This window comes from Pseudovibrio sp. Ad13 (genome assembly GCF_001623225.1).
Taxonomy (GTDB): Bacteria; Pseudomonadota; Alphaproteobacteria; order Rhizobiales; family Stappiaceae; genus Pseudovibrio.
Map to the genome: position 1 here is coordinate 370243 of NZ_LMCC01000034.1, position 16426 is coordinate 386668.

Consider the following 16426-nt stretch of genomic DNA (forward strand, 5'->3'; position numbering starts at 1 on the left):
TCAGTTATACTTTTGAATGCGAAGTCGAGAAGTTTTTTTCTCTAAGTTTCTGATGAGGTTTAAGGTGTTTCTATTCAAAAAACCGTTCATAAATCTCTTCAATTCTCTTTGTCTCTTCATCTGTAAGCGCTGCGAATTCTTTGGCCTTGGCTCGGTGTGAGAGTTTTCCGTTATTTTGATTCAGGAATCGGAAGAGTAAATCTGCAAGGCGGGTAGGCATGTCTACGACTTGGTTTAGTTCGCGTTGAAAGTGGTCATGGTTCTGCAAGAAGCGCGCTTCCTCCGGTAAATCGTGTTCAACCGTACGTTTTACACAGGCGTAGAGGAATTCTGCGTGGGCGGTGGCGTCAAAGAATCGGTAGAAGTCGGCTGTTTCGTTTGTCACGGTCAGGTTACCATGCGCCGTGGGGTGCCAGTCAATCTTGCCAAGAAGGCGGGAGGAGTAGTCCTCCAGCACCTGTCGGTAAGTATCGATTCGCTCTAGAATAACCGAAGATACCGGGAAGACGACGCCGGGTGGATTGAAGCCGCGTTGTGCCAGTGCGTGGTGGATCAGGTAGCGGTGCAACCTTCCGTTGCCGTCTTCAAATGGGTGCACATAAACGAAACCGAAGGCGAGAACAGCAGCGGCGAGAACCGGGTCCAGATGCTTGGCGTAGTCCTGTGCAAAGTCGATCATGCCTTTCATCAGGCTTCTCAAGTCTTCCGGTTTGGCGCTGATATGGTCTGGCACTGGCATGCGGGTCTCGCGGTCATGCATACCGACGAAGCCACCTTCCTCTCGTAAGCCCATATGTACGAAACGGTCATCGCCGATCACAACGCGCTGCAGGCGGAGAAACTCTTCGATACTCAGTGGTGTTTTTCCGGCGTCAGCAATGGCGCGGCCCCAACGCTGGATACGGTCATGGGCAGGGCGCTCGCCTTCAATGGCAAAGCTGGATTTGCTGTCCTTCAAAAGCAGGAAGGCTGCAGTGCGGGCGAGCAGATCTTTAGGGACGGATGCCGCCGCATCCATAGCTTTTTCTTGCAGTTTGGCCTGCTGAAAGCCCTCCAAATCTTTATTGCGAAAGATGAGAGGGCAGAATTGAGGTGTGCCGGGCAGGTTGTTGCGTACGCGGTGACGTGGAGAAGGTACTGTGCTGCCGCCAAATTGCTTTGTTGTATCAAGCGCATCCACATATGCGCCAGTTTCAACATCTGGCAAGTCCAACAGTTCATCCAGAAGCCATTCATAGAGAAACCAGATGCGTCTTGTATAACGGCCCGTCGGGCGAGATCTTACCAACTCCTCAACAGGCTCAGGGCCGCATGCAAGGAACAGGCGCTTCAATACCGCGAGGTCCAGTCCTTCGTTTTTCAAGGCAAAAGTGAGGTGACCCAGTAATGTTGGTTCTGGTGCGTGACGAGGTGTGAAGATCCGCCAGCCGTCCTGCTCTATGATCTTGTGGCGATTGCCAATGGCGCATAGAGTGTGCGGGATCGGCACTCTCAATTCGTATGCATCAATAAGTGCTGAATAGCCCGCCGGAGTTGCGGGCACAGGAAGCCAGCTTTCGTGAAAAACTGTTACAGCCTGTGAAAAAGGCTTATTCATGCACTATCTCCGTGAAAAACTATCACCGAATATAGCGCTATAAGTAAGCTCTGTGAATACCTGTCATTTTTTAGTCTGAACCCTGAAAAACCGACAGAGCTCATGAAAAAGCGTTATTTTAGGCCAGCTGTGCCATCAAACTTGCGCTCTAAACCTGACCAGCAGTCCACATAATCGTCCTGTAGCGGAGCTTCCTTGCCTGCAAACTCAGTGAGTTGCTGCGGAAAGCGAGTTTCGAACATAAAACTCATGGTGTCTTTCAGCTTCACTGGGTCCCAGCTGTTGTGAGAAGCTTGCTCAAAAGCTTCGTGATCCGGGCCATGGGGCAGCATGCAATTGTGGAGGCTGATGCCCCCGGGAACAAAGCCATGTGGTTTAGCGTCGTACTGCCCGTAAATATTGCCCATCAGCTCTGACATGATGTTCTTGTGGTACCAGGGCGGGCGAAAGGTGTCTTCCTGCGGCAGCCAGCGAGGTGGGAAAATCACGAAGTCGATGTTGGCTGTGCCTTCTTCCGCTGTGGGAGCTGTGAGGACGGTGAAGATTGATGGATCCGGGTGGTCAAAACTGATGGCGCCTACGGGGGCGAAGTGGCGTAAGTCATATTTATAGGGGGCGTAGTTGCCATGCCATGCGACCACATCCAGCGGTGAATGATCAATAGTCGTTCGGTGGAACTCACCGCACCACTTTATAGTCACATGACATGGGCGTTCAATGTCTTCAAACTGCGCGACTGGTGTCTTGAAATCTCTTGGGTTTGCAAGGCAATTGGCGCCGATTGGTCCACGGTTGGGAAGGGTAAACTTGGCACCATAATTCTCGCAGATGAAACCTCTGGCTTGGCCGTCAGGCAAGCTCACTTTAAACACCATACCACGTGGCAAAATACAGATTTCAAGCGGTTCAAGATCAATCACGCCAAACTCGGTTGCGATCTTTAATCGCCCGATCTGAGGCACAACCAGCAGTTCTCCATCGGCGCTGTAGAAGTACTCGTCTTCCATGTCCGAATTCGCGAGATAAACATGCGCGGCCATGCCCATTTGTAGGCCCACGTCTCCGGCTGTTGTCATGGTGCGGATGCCGTCAATGAAAGTGAGGTTTTGGTCCTCAGGGAAAGGTGCTGGATCCCACCGGTACTGGCCGAGTGAAACAACACCTGGGATTTTGTTGGGTGCGGTCATCCAGTAAGGATGATTGATTTTCTGCAACCGGCCCAAGTGCTTAACCGATGGGCGAATGCGGTAAAGCCAGGATCGTTCGAGCGTTGCATGAGGGGCGGTAAAGGGTGAGCCGGAGAGCTGCTCAGCATATAATCCGTATTCAACGCGCTGTGGAGAATTGCGTCCCTGAGGCAGGGCGCCTTTTAAAGCCTCGGTCTCAAAATCATTTCCGAACCCAACCATATATCCTGGCTGAGTTCCGTAGCGACTGTCATGGGTGGTTGCTGTGTTTTGATCTGTCGGATTTTCCATGTTTCACTCCAAAACGTCACCAACGAGTTTTAAAGAGGGCTGCGCCGCAGTATCTCTGGACCTGGGTTGGGTGGAGGCATCAGACCATAGAACCGGATCGGCGCAATCAACGCGATCTGAGGGAGGTAATTCATCTCCTGAAAACTACGTGACGATAATGGCAGGGCCATGAGCCTTTACTGATTTACCTGCTAACAATCCTGACCCTTCAAACTGCGGCACCCATGATCCGTGGATTGGCTAAATCCTCAGTGGCAGTAGGGTGATAGCCAGCAACCGGGCAGCTTGTCTGATGAAGCTGACAGCAGGATGTCATTCACCTCGTAAGGAGCAGGTGTGCCTTTTATCGCCTGTTTTTATGCAAAGGGTGTGGATCCTGCAGCTGGATCGGCTTCGGCTTTTTGGAGATCAGGGTTTCCCGGTTGTTTCAGATAAAGGAGGCGATGCTTCCGTTTAGGTCCGTTTTCAGGTTGAGTTGGGCGCGTAAAAACGTTGGTGAGTGGGGGCTTGCCATCGTGGTTGTCAGCCTGAAGACGGGCCTTCCACCTCTCAAAGCTTTCAGGCAGTGGCAGTACACTTTGCCAAGGTAAATTGCCGTGGCTCATGTGAAAATAGCGATGTTTCAGGCCTGTCTATATTCAATCTTCTTTTCATCATTACTGAGCTGATCGTCAGCCCAAAAGGCTGTAATTGGAGCATCTTATTTTAGGTGCGGATGGTGTTTTTTCAGCAAAATAAAAGTTGAAACCTTTCTAATTAGAACTGATTTAAGTTGCTAATATCATCAAGAATACGAGTCAGATTCTGCGGCTGATTAGTCGAAAAGTACATTTATCCAAAATTTATGTATGAGAAATTTTGATCATCACAAATGGCAATAACGTCTTATAAAAATTGCTAATTCGACGTAGCAAGCATTAACCTCTCATCAAAAATACGTAAATTTTTCTAGACAACTCTCATGAAATCTAACTAAGTTGACAACGTTTCATATTTGGGAGCTTGTTATGAAAATATTGAATTCGGCATCCGCCCTTGCGATTGCCGCCATGACATTTGCGGGGGGGACCGCATTTGCAGCTGAAAAAGAGCTGGTGATCTTCAACTGGTTGGGTGGTTCAGAGCGTGATCTGATCACCGCACTCGAAGAGGGTTTCACAGCTAAATATCCGGATTATGAGATCAAGGACATCAACCCGGCAGCAGGTGGGGATGATCCGCGGTCTGGCATTCGTTCAGCGATGTTGTCTGGAGAAGAGTTTGATCTGCTGCTCAACACATGGCCTTCCTTTGAGAAGGAACTGGTTGCCGCCGACCTGATCAGCCCAATTGATGCTGCATGGGAGCAGTATGGCTGGTCTCAAGCGCTGAATGACAGCTGGCGTAATCTGGCGAAGCATGACGGAAAAACCTATGGCGCTTACTTCATCGCGGGCAACCGTTCCGGCGTCTGGTACCGTCCAGATACGCTGGCAAAGGCGGGCATCGCTGGTGAGCCTACTCAGTGGAAAGACTTCCTGAGTTCCTTCAGTGCCCTGAAAGAAATCGGCATGTTGCCTGTTTCCATCGGTGCGAGAAGCTGGGCGCAGACTGAATGGTTTGAAAACGCACTTTTGCGCACGGCTGGCCCTGCATTTGCGAAAGAGCTGTCTGAACACAAGGTGGCCTGGACCGATGACCGGGTGAAGGAAACCTTCCGCAATCTGCGTGACATGCTGGAAGCTGACTGCTGTGCTGAGCCGGGAGCGATGCTTAGCTCTCACTGGACGGATGCTGCGGATGCCGTGTTGAAAAACAAAAAGGCAGGCTTCATGCTGATTGGCTCCTGGGCAAACCAGCGCGCCAAGAATGAGTATGGGCTGACGCCAATCAAAGACTACTCATACATGCAGTTCCCGGTGATCAAGCCGGAATACGGCAATGCAATGAGTGTTGATGGCAAGAACTTCCTTGTGATGAAGCAAGCGAAGAACCCGGAAGGGGCAGAACTGTTTATCGACTTCGTTCTGAGCAAGGAAGGCTCTGCAATTATCGCGGCGCAGAACCTTGCAACCCCGAGTGCAAATGTGGATCCCTCGTCCTATGATCCGATTGTGCGCAAATACGCTCAGATTTTGCCGCTCGTCGATGTTTTCTTTGTTCTTGATGACCTTTTGCCAGCTGAGTTGAGCGGTGAATTCCGTATTAGCTTGCAAAAGTTCCTTCGCGACCCAAGCGATGCGAGCATTGATAGTGTCACAGCAGCACTCGAAGCAAAAGCGAGTGAGCTTTATCAATGAGTGTACAACATGGGTCTATCTTAACCTCCCAGACCCAGGCGGGGCCCTTTGCGGGCCTCGCCACCCGGCTCTTCGGAGGTAACCTGCGCCGCGCTGACTGGATTGCATTTGCTCTGTTGGCGCCAACATTGATCTTCTTCAGCATCGGCGTGCTCTATCCGCTTTTTGAGACGATCCGTGTGAGTTTTCTGGACTGGACCGGATTGAGCCAGCCCAAGCCTGCGGGTTTTTCTAACTATACCAAGCTGTTCAGTGATGCGAACTTTTGGAATGCCTTGCGTGTGACACTCACCTGGACGTTGGCGTGTACGGGCATCTCCGTTGCTATTGGCTGGAGTGTTGCGTTGATCTCTGGTCTGGCTCCCAAGCAGACCGCGCCGTTCCGTGTGGCAATCTTTGCAGCCTATGGCATTTCAGAGACTGCTAGTGGCTTGATGTGGCTGGGTATTTTGCAACCGGACTTTGGCCTCCTCAACGGCATTCTGCGCCTTGTTGGGCTGGAAGGCTGGGCCTCGCCATGGTTGGGTGAACCATCTACCGCAATCTGGGGCGTTGTTGCTGCCTATGTCTGGACGCAAGCTGGTCTGCCATTGCTCACCTGCTATGCGGCTATTCAGGCGATCCCGAAAAGCCAGCTTGAAGCGGCTCATATGGATGGTGCCTCTCACTTCCAGATCCTGCGGTACATCATGGCGCCTCTTAGCCTTCCCGGTGTGCGCATTGCGATTTTCATCAACCTGCTCAACAGCCTCAAAGCGTTTGATATGATCCATATTCTAACGGCTGGAGGTCCGATTAGGGCAACGGAAACAGTAGGTTACTTTATGTATCAGGAGTCCGTCATCTACTTTAAGCAGGGCTATGGCGCTGCAAGTACGGTGGTGCTTCTGCTTGCGGTTATCGTCTGTTCCATCCCACTCATTCTGGACAAGGCATCGGAGAGCAAATGATCACTCAAACTCCAAAATGGCCTGTGTATGTGCTGGGGGCCGTGGCACTTGTCTGGATCATTCCGCTGGTTGGCATCATCGCCATGTCCATTCGCCCCGAAGGGGAAATCACCAGCGGATGGTGGACGATCGAACCGTTTACGTTCACGCTTGATGCCTGGCGTGAGGTTTGGGTCAACTACCCGATTGGCCGTGCGTTTCTCAACTCTCTGGCCGTTGCCAGCTTCGCAACCGTCCTTCCAGTTCTGTTTGCACCAGCTGCGGCCTATGCGTTTCACTACCTCAAGTTCCCGTTTCGCCGGATCTTGCTGCTCATCCTTGTGAATGCATTTGTTGTTCCAAATCAGGTGGTTATCATCCCACTCTTCAAGCTGTGGCGAGAGACTGGGCTCATTGATACCTACTGGTCTGTGGTCATTCCGTTTGTTGGGCTGTCGTTTGCCTGGGCTGTTTTGCTGGTCAAAAACTTCCTCTCCAACTTCCCGCGGTCGCTGATTGATGCGGCGCAGGTGGATGGGTGTGGGCACTTACGGACCTACTTTTTTATCGTGCTACCAAACACGATTACGGCGATGGCAGCAGTTGGCATTCTGCAGTTTATGTGGACCTGGAATTCCCTTCTGCTGCCAATGTTGTTCCTGCGGGAAAATGCAACGCTGCCGGTGATGCTCTCCACGATCTCTGGCGCCTATGAACCCAACTGGGATCAGCGCGCTGTTGCGACCATTATTACCTCCATCCTTCCACTCGTTATCTTCTTGTTCTTCCAGAAGTATTTCTCCGCTGACGGCAAAAATAACAGCGGTTCCAAGGGCTAAATCATGTGCCATAAAAAAGAAGTAAAAGACTTCCGATACCGCCAGATTCATCTGGATTTTCATAGTTCTGAACATATTCCGGGGATTGGGTCCAAGTTTGATCCGGCGCAGTTTGTTGAAACACTGAAGCATGGCGAGGTGGACTCCGTCACGCTGTTCGCCCGTTGTCATCACGGCTGGAGTTATTACCCCACCAACGTGGGCAAGCCGCACCCGGAGTTGCAGAACCCGGACCTGCTGGGGGACATGATCACAGCCTGTCATGAGGCCGACATTGCGACCCCGATTTACCTGACAGTTCAATGGGATGAGCTGACAGCTCGGGAGCATCCGGAATGGCGTGTGATGCAGTCGCAAAACACGGCAGCCAATTATCCGGGCACAGAGCCGTCCGCGATGAACCAACTTACGCCCACCTGGCACACCATCTGTCTGAACCACGAAGGTGCAATTCAGCGACAGATCGACATCGCTCTGGAAGTTTGCGCTCGTTATAATCCGCCTGCGTTGTTTATGGACATCCTCGCCTCATGGGAATGCACCTGTAACGCTTGCCTTTCCTCAATGAAATCAAAGGGTTTGGACCCGCTGAGCGCAGATGATCGCAAGAGCAACGATAAACGCGTTCTTTTGCGTTTTTTTGAAAGGTTTTCGCAAGCGGTCAACGGCGAGTTCCCGGATACACGAATTTTCTTCAACTCTGGTCACATCTATAAAGGGCAAGATGAGCGCTACCAGTATTACGGTCATCTGGAGCTGGAGAGCCTGCCGACCGGCGGTTGGGGCTATGACCATTTTCCCGTCTCAGCACGGTACGCTGATACACTGAACCTGCCGTTCCTTGGTATGACGGGACGGTTTCACACGCATTGGGGTGAGTTCGGCGGCTTCAAGCGGGCTGATGCGCTGTCCTATGAGTGCTGTTTGATGGTGTCTCTGGGTGCGCGCTGTTCCATCGGCGATCAGTTGCACCCGAATGGGCATATGGATTTTGCCACCTATGACCTGATCCGCCCGGCATATTCCCGTGTCAAAGCGCTGGAGCCTTATGCCAGCAACGCGACCTATCAGCGCGAAGTGGCGATCCTTTCTGTCGAGGCGCAGGTCTCCCAGCTTGGTAGCCACCTTGGGCACCGCAGCGAGCCGAGCGATTCCGCCTCTGCCCGCATGCTGCTGGAAATGCAGATCCCGTTTGATCTCATCTCCTCATCCAGCAGCTTTGATGACTACAAACTGATTATTTTGCCGGACAGCATTCGCCTGAGTGATGATCTTGCGGTTCGCCTCAAAGCGTTTACAGACGTTGGCGGCGCCATTCTGGCGACTGGCGAGTCCGGTCTTGATGTTGAGGGCAAGCGATACCTCCTCGACATCGGAGCAGAACTGTCTGACACACCAATGGAGTATGACCCGAGCTATCTGTCTTGTCGGGGAAAGCTGGACGATGATCTGGTCGATTCTTCTGTTGTTATGTACGAGAAGGGGGCATCTCTGCGTGCAACTGATGGTGATGTGCTGGCTGATGTTCGTCCATCCTATTTCAACCGCACATGGGACAAGTTCTGCTCACATCTTCACACGCCGGAAGATCCGGATGCCGAGCCAATTGGCGCGGCGATCGTGCAAAAAGACAATGTGGCTTATGTGGCGTATCCACTGTTCCGCCTTTATGGCGCAACGGGTCAGACGCTTTACAAGTATCTGGTGCGCGGGCTCATCAACCGCCTTATGCCAAGCCAGCTGATTGGCACAGAGTTGCCATCAGCCACACGCATGTCGCTGATGAAGCAGGCGGACGAGCAGCGTCAGGTGCTGCACGTGCTTTATGCGCCAACTCAGCTGCGTGGCAGCGGTGTGCCGTATAATGACGGTCAGACCCGTGCGGTTGAGATCATCGAGGATGCGCCGGAGTTGAAAGAGGCCAAGGCGTGGGTGCGTATGGACGAAGAGCCTGCCGATGTAACCTGCGCTTATTCGGGTAAAACACTGCCATGGCAGTATGACAGCCTCGACAAAAAGCTGCACATCGTCTTTCCTAGCCTCCATATCCATGGGGCCGCCGTCATCTCACAGGCAGATGACGCAGTGGCTGCGGAATAAAGGGCAGTGCAGTGAAAAAACCAACCATCCTCGATGTAGCAGATTCCGCAGGCGTCGCTGTCGGCACAGTCTCGCGTTATTTGAACGATCAACGCATCAGGAAGGACAACCGGACCCGGATCGAACAAGCGATTGCCGATCTGGGATACCGGGCCAATACACTTGCCCGCGCCATGAAAACAGAGCGCACCAACACAGTCGGGTATCTGGTTCCCAAGTTTGACGAGTTCAACTCGGGGATTTTGACCCAACTGGTGCGTTCTCTGCGTGCCCGTGGGTATTCCATTGTAACCTTTCACCATTCTGATGAAGCGGATGCCATCAACGAGGCGCTGGAATCAGCCTCCTCGCGGCGCATCGATGCCATCATCTTGTCCGGCACCCACGAGGTGACGGAGAAGGTGCAGGAGCTGTTGACCGGAGAACAACCGGTCATCATCTTCAACAACGATGTGCCCGGCGTGGAAACGGATAAGGTGCTGGTGAATGATGAGGCAGCTGCGCAAGACGCAGTGAACCGCATGATTGACTTTGGCCACACCCGCATTGGTGTGGTGACAGGGGACCTGAATGGAAGCACAGGGCAAAACCGGTTGCAGGGCTACAGAAAAGCCCATGAGCAAGCTGGCCTGAGTGTTGATGAGGAGTTGGTTTACGTTGGCAATTGGGGCCAGCTGGATGGATACACCGCCATGGACAGGTTCCTTGGTATGGAAAATCCGCCAAGTGCTGTGTTTTTCTCCAATTACCTGATGACCATTGGTGGTCTGGATTGCTTGTCCAGCAACGGCAAACAGGTGGGCAAAGACATTGATCTTGTCACCTTTGATGACCCGGACATGTTCCGACTGATCCCTCCGGGCATCACTGCTATTGAACAGCCCATTGAGCAGATTGCCCGTCATCTGACGGAAATCGTGCTGAGCCGGCTGGATGGAACAGCACCTGACCACCCCCGCAATATTCGCGTCAATTGCGCGCTTAAGCTGCGCGGCTCCTTAGGAGTTGCACGGAAAGCCTCCGGAAAAACCCATGAAGATAGTTAGCTACAACATTCAATACGGAACTGGCATCGACGGAAAAGTCGATCTGGAAAGAATTGCAGGAGAACTAGAAGGGGCCGACATTATCGGCCTGCAGGAAGTTGACCGCTTCTGGAAACGAAATGGCAATGTAGATCAGGCCGCTGAACTGGCAGATCTGCTTGGCGGATATCGCTGGGTCTACGGTCCGGGGCTTGATATGGACGCCTCGTTTCACGATGAAAACGGCAAGCTGGTCAACCGTCGCCGTCAGCATGGGGAAATGATCCTTTCTAAATACCCGATCATTTCTACCCGCACCTATCCTCTGCCCAAGATGGGCTCCATCACCCGTCACGCCATTCAGGCCGCTCTTCTGGAGGCCGTCATCGACGCACCGGGTGGGCCACTGCGTGTTTACAACACCCACCTGTTTTACTGGTCGCCGGACTTTGCACTGGTACAGGCGAAGTTTGTGAGAGATCGCATCAGGAAAGCACCGTCTGAAGGCGGGGCATGGTGCGGTGGGCCGGGTATCGACGCCCATTGGCTCAATGACGAACCTCAGCCAACCATGCCAACCGACTGCATTTTGCTGGGCGACATGAACAACGGGCCGGGCACGCCCGTCTACGAGGTGTTTACCGGTCCGCCATCAGAAGAAGGTGGCCGTGTGCAAACGCTCGATGGTTTTGTCGACCCGTGGGTGTGGCTGGGCAATGAAGAGACAAGCGGCAAGACCGCTCACTTCGACACGCGCCGCATCGACCACCTGTTTGTGAGTGCCTCTCTGCGGCATCGCATTGCGGGCATGCGGGTTGATGAAGAGGCGAAGGGCTCTGACCATCTGCCGGTCTGGCTGGAACTGAAAGACGCCTGAGGGGGAAAGCATGGCACAAGTTACTCTGAAGAATCTCGAGAAGTCTTATGGTCCAACCAAGGTCATTCATGGCATTGATCTGGAAATCAAAGACAAGGAATTTGTTGTTTTCGTTGGCCCATCCGGCTGCGGAAAATCCACCACGCTGCGGATGATCGCTGGCCTTGAAACGATTTCTGGCGGGGAGTTGGTGATTGGTGATCGTGTGGTGAATGACATGCCACCGCGCCAGCGCAACATCTCCATGGTGTTTCAGGATTATGCGCTCTACCCGCATATGACTGTGGCCAAAAACCTCGGGTTCTCGCTCAAGATTGCAGGCGTATCTCCAAGTGAGATTGAGACGCGTGTGGCAGATGCAGCGGCTATTCTGGGGTTGGAGCCTTACCTGAAGCGCAAGCCGGGACAGCTTTCTGGCGGTCAGCGTCAGCGTGTTGCTATGGGCCGCGCCATCGTGCGCCATCCTGATGTGTATCTGTTTGACGAGCCGCTTTCCAATCTGGATGCCAAGCTGCGCACCCAGATGCGCATTGAGATCAAAAAACTGCACCAGCGCGTGGGCAACACCATCATCTACGTCACCCATGATCAGGTGGAAGCCATGACATTGGCGGACCGCATTGTGATCATGCGTGATGGCATCATTGAACAGGTGGGCAGTCCGCGCGAAGTCTTTGAAAAGCCGAACAACACTTTTGTGGCGACATTCATTGGCTCTCCGCCGATGAACCTGATCGACGCGCATGTCGCCAGCAGCAATGGTGACCCTGTGCTGAAACTGGGCGACGGCAGCGAGCTGAGCGCTCCGGCGCGCCTGCGTAACACATTGGAAGCAGGCAAAGCGGTGAAGCTGGGTGTGCGGCCAGAGGATATTTCGCCAGAAGGCAATGCGTTGCCAACAGCGGGCGAAATTGTGCAGCTGCAGCTGCCTGTGTTGCTCTCAGAAGACCTGGGTTCAGAGGCAACTTTGTTTACGGAGCTGGCAGGTTCTCCGGTTCAGTCCATCATGTATAATCCGCGCACAGTGCATGCTGGGGAAACGCTGAGCTTCAACATGGCGCTTGATAAATGCCATGTGTTTGATGGTGAAAGCCTGCGCAATCTGGCCGCTTAAGAACTTTTGGGGCGTTTCCCGAGGACTTGATACCTCCTCGAGAGACGCGCTTGATCGATCAGATTGACGTAAACAAAGAAAAGCCCTGAGCGGATGTGCTCAGGGCTTTTGCTGTTATCGCGTACTCTCGAAAAATGGCTCCGGCTTTCAGGAGTACGTTTGCTTTTTTAGTCTTTTGGAGGCTGGCTTAAGCCATTTCTTCCATTTCAAAACCCGGAACCAGCTCAAGCGGTATGTCCTGATAACAAACCGGACGCAGGAAGCGGCGGATCGCCATGGTGCCGACTGAAGTTGCGCCGAAGTTTGTGGAGGCTGGGTAAGGTCCGCCGTGAACCATGGCATCACACACTTCCACGCCAGTTGGAAACCCATTGGCCAGTACACGGCCTGCCTTGCGCTCCAGCAATGGCATCAGCTTGCGGGCTTCTGCATGATCTGCTGCATCAATGTGGATGGTGCAGGTCAGCTGACCTTCAATGGCGCGCGCCACATCCTGCATCTGCTCGATGTTTTTCAGCTTGACGACGATACCGAGCGGACCAAACACTTCTTCCTGCAACTCTTTGTTTGCAAGCCAGTTTTCAGCGTCTGTCACGAACATGTACGGCTTGGCACCGCGGGTTGCGCAGGCCGTGCCCACCAGCTCATCAACACCCGCTTCGCCAGCGATTTTCTCAGCGCCGGAACGGTAAGCCGCTGCAATGCCATCTGTCAGCATTGGCTGCTCCCCGGCAGCGCCCAAAGCTTCCTGAGCTTTGGCGATAAAAGAATCCGCCTCAGCACCTTCCACCAGCAGAACCACGCCCGGATTGGTGCAGAACTGGCCAGCGCCCATGCAGAGGGAACCAGCCCAACCCGCCGCAATGGCCTCACCACGATTGGTGAGTGCGTTCGGGAAGATGAAGTTTGGATTGATGGAGCCCAGCTCGCCGAAGAACGGGATCGGCTCAGGGCGGGAAGCACACAGATCAAACAGCGCACGGCCACCGCCAAGGGAACCAGTGAAGCCAACGGCTTTGATAAGTGGATGCTGCACCAGCGCCGTACCAACCTCACGACTGCCGCCCTGTACCAGTGAGAACACACCTGGATGCATGCCGCAGGATTTGATCGCCGCATCAATGGCTTGTGCCACGATCTCAGCAGTACCCGGATGAGCTTCATGGCCCTTCACAACCACCGGACACCCAGCTGCCAGCGCAGAGGCGGTGTCGCCGCCTGCTGTGGAGAACGCGAGCGGGAAGTTGGAGGCGCCAAACACGGCAATCGGACCAACCGGACGCTGGCTCAAACGCAGGTCAGAACGCGGTAGAGGAGCACGGTTTGGCAGAGCTTCATCGTGGGTGAGGTCCAGATACTCGCCTTTCTCAATATGGTCGGCGAACAGACGCAGCTGGCCAACTGTCCGGCCACGCTCACCGTTGAGGCGCATTTCCGGCAGGCCGGTTTCTGCGCAGCCAACTTCCGTGATTTCTGCACCGCGTGCGTCGATCTCGTCGGCGACCGAGCGCAGGAATTTGGCGCGTTCTGCGCGGGTGGTCCAGCCGAAGGCCATGAAGGCGTCTTCAGCGGCCTGAACAGCGCGGTCGATCAGTTCGCTAGTGCCGCAGGCATAGTTTTTTGCAGGGCCCGAGAACGGGGATGACTGGAATTTCTGGGCGTTATCGACCCATTCTCCGGCAATGAGATGGCAACCTGTTAGCATCGTTTCCTCGGCACATGAAGTTATCTGGCAGGCGCTGCAGTCTTGTTGTGCAGCCCTCAGCTTAAATTTGACAGTGATATATCACTATCTTCTGTCAGGTTCAAGCCGATAACTTCATATTGTGCAAAGGTCTTTTCTATCGCAACTCCGTAAGGGCCTCATCTTCCACGCGAATTCGCAGGGCAAGAAGAGCGCCGTTAAAGCCTGAGAACAGGAAGGCGATTGGAAACAGGCCGAGGACCATAGGGGCGGTGAAAATCTCCAGAGCCACCAGCAAGTAGTTGGGATGACGCACAAACGCAAACGGTCCCTTCGTCACCAGCGGGGTTTTGGCCACAATAATGCGGGTGGTCCAGCGGCGACCCATGCTCAGCAATATCCAGAGGCGGAACACCTGCAGCACCACAAAGACGAGTAACCACGGCATGGAGACTGGTTTGTCGTAGCCCAGCACAACGAGTGCGATGATCCATGCCACATGCACGCTGACGATCAGTGGATAATGCGAGGCACCAACCTCATAGGCTCCAGCAGCCAGCAAGCGCCTTGTATTGCTGCGGGCAATAACGAGCTCAGACAGGCGCTGAATGACAATGAACGCCAGAAAGATTACGGCAGGCAGGGACGCCTCAGGCATTGATCACCCCCTCTGGTCTTTGGAAGCCGGTGGTCTCCCAGCGCCCACTTGCCTCATTGGCAACAACGGACACTGGCTGGAAAGAAGCTGTGAAGCCAGGGCCAAGTGCGCATAAGACCATGTTACCTTGTGGGGAGCGCTCCAGAACCCGCTCCAGTACAAACAGGGCGGTTGGGGCGGACATGTTGCCGAATTCCTGCAGGATTTCACGCTCTACATCCAGTGTATTGGCAGGTAGATCCAGCGCACCTTCCAGCGCCTGAACCACTTTCGCGCCGCCCGGATGGCAAACGAAACGATCAACACCATCCATGCCCATGGCAAGTGCATTCAAACTGCGCTCGGTGACATCACGAAAATGCTCGGTTGCGAAATCGGGAATAGACCGGTCAAACACCACGCCAAGGCCATGCTCTTCCACATTCCAACCCATAATGTTGAGTGTGTCTGGCCACATCTCCTGATGACCTGTGCCCAGTACAAACAACTGTTTTGAACTCTCGGGCTTGCTGGTGGAAAGGCAGGCCGCTGCTGCACCGTCGCCAAAAAGAACCGTGGCGATGATATCCGCTTTCGTGAGCCGGTCACTGCGGAAGGAAAGCGTGCAGCCCTCCAACGCGACCACGAGCACGTTGCTGCCCGGTTTCGCCTGCGCCAGTTGCTGGGCGATGGAAAGGCCGGAGACGCCGCCCGCACAACCAAGGCCAAACACGGGCACACGCAGGATGTCAGTGCGAAAGCCCATCTGTTTCCAGGCCTGAGCTTCCAGTGTTGGTGTTGCAATGCCGGTTGAGGACACCGTCACCACGCAGTCGATTTCATCTGCGCGCAGACCTGCTTTAATCAGCGCTTTGCGGGCAGCAACAATAAACAGATCCGTTGCACCGCGCAGATAGGTTTCATTTCGGGTTTTCCAGTCTTGCGGCTCTAAAAACCACTCCAACGGGGCGAAGGAATAACGTCTCTTCACGCCAGCGGACAGGAAGGTGCCAGCCATGCGCTCAAACTGCGCGAACTTTGGCCCGAGGATCCGGCGGGCGTAGTCCAACACCAGCGTCTGGGGCAATTCATAGGGCGGCACCGCTGTCGCAAGGCCGGTCAGGTAAACGGGCATCGGCTCTCCAACCCTGCTTTCATTGTTGCCAGATAATGCATCATCAACTTTATAGGCCTTGACCAAGCCGCTGAAAATCCGGCGTTTTTTGGGGTTGTTTTGGTGGGGTGAGATTGAGTGCTATGGAATGTCAGAGTGAAGCGGTTTGGGCCTCCCGTTCATTTGCGGTTTTCATACGATAAATCGTGAAAGCAAGCAGGGTGGCGTTGGTGATATCGTTCAGAGATCCGCCCCAGGAGCCCACGATCAGGGCGTTGACCATCCATGTAAGAGCGCAAATGAGCATGGCGAAGCGCATCTGGATTCCACTCAGGCAAAACAGCGCAAAGCCGCTCATGAGAGAGGCGGACCATGGTAATAGGTCGATGAGCCCTTCATACACCATCACACTCATTATGGTTTGGATGACGGCAAAGAGGCTAAACCATGTGTAGCCCTTAAAACGCAGAGAAACGAAGGATCGCACACCATTGATGCCAAGGTTTGCCCCTGCAACATAAGCGCCCATCAGCACATAATGGATACAGAACAGGGAGCAGCTGACAAAAAGCAGGCTGCGAAACAGCTGATCATGTCTGGTGGAAAAGCCAACTATGTTGACAGCATAGGCCGCCAGCCCAAAACCCTGTATGACGAGTGGATCCATCTTCCGTTTTCTTTCTTATTGGAAGAGGAGTGTAGGCGTGATTGGCGCTCAGATCGTCTGTAATTGCGCGGGTCAGAGATACTACG

13 protein-coding genes are annotated in these 16426 nt (G+C 53.7%); 7 read left to right on the forward strand and 6 right to left on the reverse strand.

Going from position 1 to position 16426, the window contains the following annotated elements:
* Positions 1 to 70: 70 nt before the first annotated feature.
* Positions 71 to 1597: a Fic family protein gene (locus PsAD13_RS26925; protein WP_063303044.1), complete on the reverse strand. Its 1527-nt coding sequence runs from the start codon at positions 1595 to 1597 to the stop codon at positions 71 to 73.
* 113 nt (positions 1598 to 1710) lie between these two features.
* On the reverse strand, positions 1711 to 3075 hold the full coding sequence (hmgA, locus tag PsAD13_RS26930) for a homogentisate 1,2-dioxygenase (protein WP_063303045.1): 1365 nt from the start codon (positions 3073 to 3075) through the stop codon (positions 1711 to 1713).
* Positions 3076 to 4082: 1007 nt separating this feature from the next.
* On the opposite strand from hmgA, the gene PsAD13_RS26940 reads away from it, so the two are divergent.
* From PsAD13_RS26940 to ugpC, 7 genes are read left to right on the forward strand one after another with little or no spacing between them, the layout of a single operon-like run.
* The gene (locus PsAD13_RS26940; RefSeq protein ID WP_063320050.1) at positions 4083 to 5354 is read left to right on the forward strand and encodes an ABC transporter substrate-binding protein; all 1272 of its coding nucleotides are present in this window, start codon (positions 4083 to 4085) and stop codon (positions 5352 to 5354) included.
* Positions 5351 to 6304 carry a sugar ABC transporter permease gene (locus tag PsAD13_RS26945; protein ID WP_063293524.1) on the forward strand — a complete coding sequence of 318 codons (954 nt, stop codon included), beginning with the start codon at positions 5351 to 5353 and terminating at the stop codon, positions 6302 to 6304. Before PsAD13_RS26940 ends, PsAD13_RS26945 begins: the two co-directional genes overlap by 4 nt.
* Positions 6301 to 7122, forward strand: a complete 822-nt coding sequence (locus PsAD13_RS26950) for a carbohydrate ABC transporter permease (RefSeq protein ID WP_063303048.1) — start codon at positions 6301 to 6303, stop codon at positions 7120 to 7122. The genes PsAD13_RS26945 and PsAD13_RS26950 overlap by 4 nt, the downstream gene beginning before the upstream one ends.
* Before the next feature lie 3 nt (positions 7123 to 7125).
* The gene (locus tag PsAD13_RS26955; protein ID WP_063320051.1) at positions 7126 to 9222 is read left to right on the forward strand and encodes an alpha-amylase family protein; all 2097 of its coding nucleotides are present in this window, start codon (positions 7126 to 7128) and stop codon (positions 9220 to 9222) included.
* 11 nt (positions 9223 to 9233) lie between these two features.
* The gene (locus PsAD13_RS26960) at positions 9234 to 10268 is read left to right on the forward strand and encodes a LacI family DNA-binding transcriptional regulator (protein WP_063320052.1); all 1035 of its coding nucleotides are present in this window, start codon (positions 9234 to 9236) and stop codon (positions 10266 to 10268) included.
* Entirely contained in the window at positions 10255 to 11124 is an 870-nt protein-coding gene (locus PsAD13_RS26965; RefSeq protein WP_063320053.1) for an endonuclease/exonuclease/phosphatase family protein, read from the forward strand. Before PsAD13_RS26960 ends, PsAD13_RS26965 begins: the two co-directional genes overlap by 14 nt.
* A 10-nt stretch (positions 11125 to 11134) precedes the next feature.
* Positions 11135 to 12238, forward strand: coding sequence for a sn-glycerol-3-phosphate ABC transporter ATP-binding protein UgpC (ugpC, locus tag PsAD13_RS26970; protein WP_063320054.1), 1104 nt, complete (start codon positions 11135 to 11137; stop codon positions 12236 to 12238).
* A gap of 187 nt (positions 12239 to 12425) precedes the next feature.
* On the opposite strand, the gene PsAD13_RS26975 is transcribed toward ugpC, so the two are convergent.
* The 4 genes from PsAD13_RS26975 to PsAD13_RS26990 form a co-directional block, all read right to left on the reverse strand.
* Entirely contained in the window at positions 12426 to 13943 is a 1518-nt protein-coding gene (locus tag PsAD13_RS26975; protein ID WP_063320055.1) for an aldehyde dehydrogenase (NADP(+)), read from the reverse strand.
* 136 nt (positions 13944 to 14079) lie between these two features.
* Positions 14080 to 14580, reverse strand: coding sequence for an isoprenylcysteine carboxylmethyltransferase family protein (locus PsAD13_RS26980; RefSeq protein WP_063298952.1), 501 nt, complete (start codon positions 14578 to 14580; stop codon positions 14080 to 14082).
* Complete coding sequence (locus PsAD13_RS26985; protein WP_084404852.1) at positions 14573 to 15694, reverse strand: type III polyketide synthase; 1122 nt, start codon at positions 15692 to 15694, stop codon at positions 14573 to 14575. Before PsAD13_RS26985 ends, PsAD13_RS26980 begins: the two co-directional genes overlap by 8 nt.
* Before the next feature lie 130 nt (positions 15695 to 15824).
* The gene (locus PsAD13_RS26990) at positions 15825 to 16340 is read right to left on the reverse strand and encodes a YgjV family protein (RefSeq protein ID WP_063287700.1); all 516 of its coding nucleotides are present in this window, start codon (positions 16338 to 16340) and stop codon (positions 15825 to 15827) included.
* Between the last annotated feature and the right edge of the window lie 86 nt (positions 16341 to 16426).